Origin of the sequence: Clostridioides sp. ZZV14-6150 (assembly GCF_020657875.1) — a bacterium.
Taxonomy (GTDB): Bacteria; Bacillota; Clostridia; order Peptostreptococcales; family Peptostreptococcaceae; genus Clostridioides.
In genome coordinates this window covers 1-4163 of sequence record NZ_JAGWDA010000039.1, presented here as the reverse complement: position 1 = coordinate 4163, position 4163 = coordinate 1, and the positions used below count along the sequence as shown (strand labels likewise).

Genomic DNA, 4163 nt, shown 5'->3' with positions numbered 1-4163 from the left:
AGTGTCAGCCTGCCAACTTTAATTGCGATTTCTAATGTTTTGCATGTGTCAGTAGATGAGTTATTGTGTGATGCAGTCTTAGACTCTAAAATTGTTTTTGAAAAAGAATTACAAGAAGTTATAAGTGACTGTAATGAATATGAGATAAGAGTTATTGTTAATGTAGTAAAAACTACAAAAGATTCTATGAGAAGTGTTAAAATGTTTCAAAACAAAACAGAAAATAGATATTAAATAGATAAAATTTAATTTTAAATATAAAACCTCTGAACATTAGTATTTGTAATGCTTAGAGGCTTTTTTGTGTTGTCAGTAAAAAAGACATAAAATTATGTATTTTATGCCATAACTTTATAAAATCCAGTAATTGCAATACTTCTATACCCCTATCAGGTAAGTTTTTATAGTTCATTTGTCAGTTGTATGTCAGCAATACTGCCTATCCTACAAAAAATAGTAGGTTACTTTTTTCAAGCCGCCTACTTTTTTATTAATTAACTTAGAACTCATATAAGCCATTTTAAGCCTTCCTAATTTTGTTTTAATGGAATATTTATACAAGTCATTAAGGCTCATTGTAAATTTACTACATGAGGCTCAGCATAACATATCATATAAAAAATTTTAAATTAATAATTACATATACATAGAGTACAATATTTAGAATTTAAAAAAGTGTATTTAATACTTAATAATATTTTTAAATAATGGTATAATAAAAACAAGAAGAACTATATTCTAATATGCAATAGAGTAGAGTTCACTAATTTAGATTAATCTTTTTTGAACTTAATTTTTAGTTCAAAATCAAAGTCACTCTTTGCCGTAGAGTGGCTTTTTACTTTTATCTTAAATAATTTATTTATTAAATAAACTATTAGACTAGCAATTAAACTTGCTAATACACTTAGTAAAAATACGTCCATACTTCTTCACCTCCTTCCATAAAATTCAGAAGTAAGGTTTTTTCTTTGTATGAACTCCACTCTTAGATTATAGGTTACATCTTCTTGTTAAAATTATTATAACATAAATTACCATTTTTAAAATCTAGTATTATCACCTCTTTTATATTCATTTCTATTACTCTACATTCAAACTATGTTACATAAGTTTAGTAACTAATCACATTTACTTTTTAGTACAAAAATACCCTATTACAACCGTTACATTCGTTACAGTTCATACCTTACCCCTTCATAGCCTTAAAGATTTTAAAAGTATTATTTTAATTGATTTATCTATCAACCAATGCTACACCATAGGGAATTAGGAAATGGCTATTCTCCCCCTATATCCCAAAATATATTTAAGATATAAGAGGATATACAACACCACTTTTTCATGAGGTATCCGTATACCCTACGTTTTATTTGTATCTATGTAGAAACTTATTCAACGTCAACTGTTCAAACTCGCTTAGGTCTAGTATTATCAAGTAGGATAATCATTCCTTCACAGTCGCCCCACACTAGGACAGGCACTCCACTTCTAAAGCCTTATTACTTTATTAGCTTGTCTAAGAAATTGTTCCTCCCCCTCAAACGGCACTGTCACGAGTGATTAGCTCGTCAGTTTTTTATTATAGAGTGTTATTCCTCTAACCACTCTTAAATATCTGCATTAAAAAAAGCCTTGTCCAACTATTTTGAACAAAGCTTGTAATTATCTTTTATCGTTATTATCTTGATTTTTTGACTTGCATCTCTTATAATTTATGTATATCAAGAATGATAACAGCTATATTTTATATACTCTATGTTCTTCCAAAACATTTAGTATTTTAAACTATAGTTAAAAGATTACTATTTACTTAACTAATGTCAGTAGTTGGTATTAATCCCGAGTAATGTCTTCCAAACATTAAAGGGAATAGTAGTCTTTTTTTATATTCAATTTTTTGTATAAGTTAATTATAATTCTAGTTATCAAATATTACTAGCATTTTCCATCAATTTTTCTATTTTTTGGTCTAAAAGTTTAATCGGACTATCTAATTTGTTTGTTTTGTAAACTGTTTTTATGAGTGCAGGAGCTATGTTTAGCAACTCTAACATCTTAAAATATTTCTTTAGTTCATCTTTAGAATACTTTTTCTTTTTAGCATATCTTAGTTCTAAATATTGCAATAGCTTCTTTTTACTATTCTTCTTCAACTTATTTGTCTCTTGGACTATTTTCTTAGCTTCAAAGTAATTGTAAAAGTCTAGTCTAGTGCTACAGATGAATCGCTTGTACTTAGTTAGAACTATATCTCTACATGTATATATATCATTAAAATATGTTTTAAATGCTCTTCCATACTTTTTGAGTTCATAATTTGCACACTTAACCTCTAATCTTAAAGTATTAGTCGCAAGCTCCAAGTCAAGTTGGTTTATATTTATGCTACTCTTATACATATCTACTTTACTTTTTAAAGCTTTCAGTTGCTCTAATTTGTTATAGAAATTAATAGTGTATGTTTTATTTATGTTGCTCTTATAATTATGCTTAGACTTTATATAAACGCTTGTGTTTGTGTCTATGTTATTTTTATCTACATAGTTAATATATCGACTATCAGCTTTATCTTTTACAATTTGATTAAATAGTTGCAAGTATAAATCTGCATTTACATTATAAATATTAAATGTTATTTCAATACTTGCGACTGTAAATTCTAGTATGTCTAGCTCTATGTTGAATAGCTCTATAATCTTATTATTTATCTTTTGTCTTATTTCTTCTCTGTAACTATACAAATCATCTATGTTATGTACATGATTACCTTCTCTAAGCAACATTACAAGTCTACCATTCACATATATTTTATTTGAATTTACAGCATATAGAAACCTTACTCCATTCCAAGTGAGTATGTATGAAGAAATAACTTTTTTAACTTCTCCAGTTCCATAATCTATGTATTCTTCATAATTCTTTTTTAATTTCAAACTAAACTTACTTGTATCTAGCTTTACATTTTTATATAAGTTAACTCTATCTATCATACCCCACACCCCTTACGAAATCATCATCTAATACAATCATTAATACTATATTTCTATGATAAAAGCATGATTGCAAAATCAAAAATTTGACTTAATAACACCATTAATTAAGGGGCAATTTAGCCTTGCAAATTTAGGACTTTTAGTGTTATGGAAATGGAAGGACTACAACAAAAGAAAACTTTCTCTATCCCTACATATACCATATACACCCCCCCTATTTTAAATCATGCTTTAAGCTATTAAACATAGTATCTAAAACATAATTTACATTCAAACAACTCTATAATTATAGAACGTTCGTACGCATTACTATGTCTATTTTTACATACAGACGAAAAAATTTTTAGTATGGAAATAAATGACTTTTTTTATGCTAATTTATAATTTTACAAAACGACAATTCTATATCTAATCATATATACTACAATTATAGAATTAATGATTTTAAAATATTAAAACTTATTAAGTTGCTACTTTTTTTTAGTGCAGTCTATCAAAGAATCAATCAAACTTTCTATAGAATTAGAGTGTACTTCTCTTAAAAATCTCTTTGTTTCAAATATTTTATATTCTTCTTTTGTTATAAGTATTGTATAGTGTGTTATTCTTTTTATTCTATCAGACGCTAAAAAACGCTTATTGACTAGCCTTGAAAGTAGAGTTAATGTAGTTGTTGCTTTCCAATTACAGTCATTCTCCATAGCTTCAATAAGTTCTTTTGATGTCACTATATCATTTTTAACCCAAATAAATTTCATAACTTTCAATTCAGCCTGTGGTATTTTTTTAATCATTACATACCTTCTTCCTACTATTATTATATAATTTAAAAAGAATATTTTTTATTTCTTTCAAACGAAAGATTCTACAGATATTATTTTAGTGAGTTTATTATAATACAATTCTCAAAAGGTTACAATATACAAAAATAGTAGCTGAAAGGAATAAGTAAAAAATGGACTTAGATTTTAGAGCGATTGGTCAGAGAATTAAAATTGCTAGAATAAAGAAAAGACTTACACAAGATACTTTATCGGAATTGGTAAATATAACTCCACAACACATGAGCAACATCGAACGAGGTGGTTCTAGTGTCAGCCTGCCAACTTTAATTGCGATTTCTAATGTTTTGCATGTGTCAGTAGATGAGTTATTGTGTGATGCAGT

General features: G+C 27.0%; 4 protein-coding genes and 1 pseudogene. 2 read left to right on the top strand and 3 right to left on the bottom strand.

Annotation, left to right across the window (positions count from 1 at the left end; all coding sequences use genetic code 11):
- Positions 1-234 (top strand): annotated as a pseudogene (locus KGF41_RS20355) (XRE family transcriptional regulator); the annotation flags it as partial.
- 539 nt (positions 235-773) lie between these two features.
- On the opposite strand, the gene KGF41_RS20350 reads toward KGF41_RS20355, so the two are convergent.
- The 3 genes from KGF41_RS20350 to KGF41_RS20340 form a co-directional block, all read right to left on the bottom strand.
- Entirely contained in the window at positions 774-926 is a 153-nt protein-coding gene (locus KGF41_RS20350; protein WP_227483916.1) for a type I toxin-antitoxin system toxin, read from the bottom strand.
- A gap of 1002 nt (positions 927-1928) precedes the next feature.
- Complete coding sequence (locus tag KGF41_RS20345) at positions 1929-2993, bottom strand: phage/plasmid replication protein (protein ID WP_227854972.1); 1065 nt, start codon at positions 2991-2993, stop codon at positions 1929-1931.
- Between the two features lie 473 nt (positions 2994-3466).
- Positions 3467-3790 carry a BlaI/MecI/CopY family transcriptional regulator gene (locus KGF41_RS20340; protein ID WP_227830482.1) on the bottom strand — a complete coding sequence of 108 codons (324 nt, stop codon included), beginning with the start codon at positions 3788-3790 and terminating at the stop codon, positions 3467-3469.
- A gap of 161 nt (positions 3791-3951) precedes the next feature.
- Between KGF41_RS20340 and KGF41_RS20335 the strand changes: the two genes are divergently transcribed.
- Positions 3952-4163, top strand: a 212-nt coding sequence (locus KGF41_RS20335) for a helix-turn-helix domain-containing protein (protein WP_227857120.1), incomplete at its 3' end; no start/stop codon positions are given.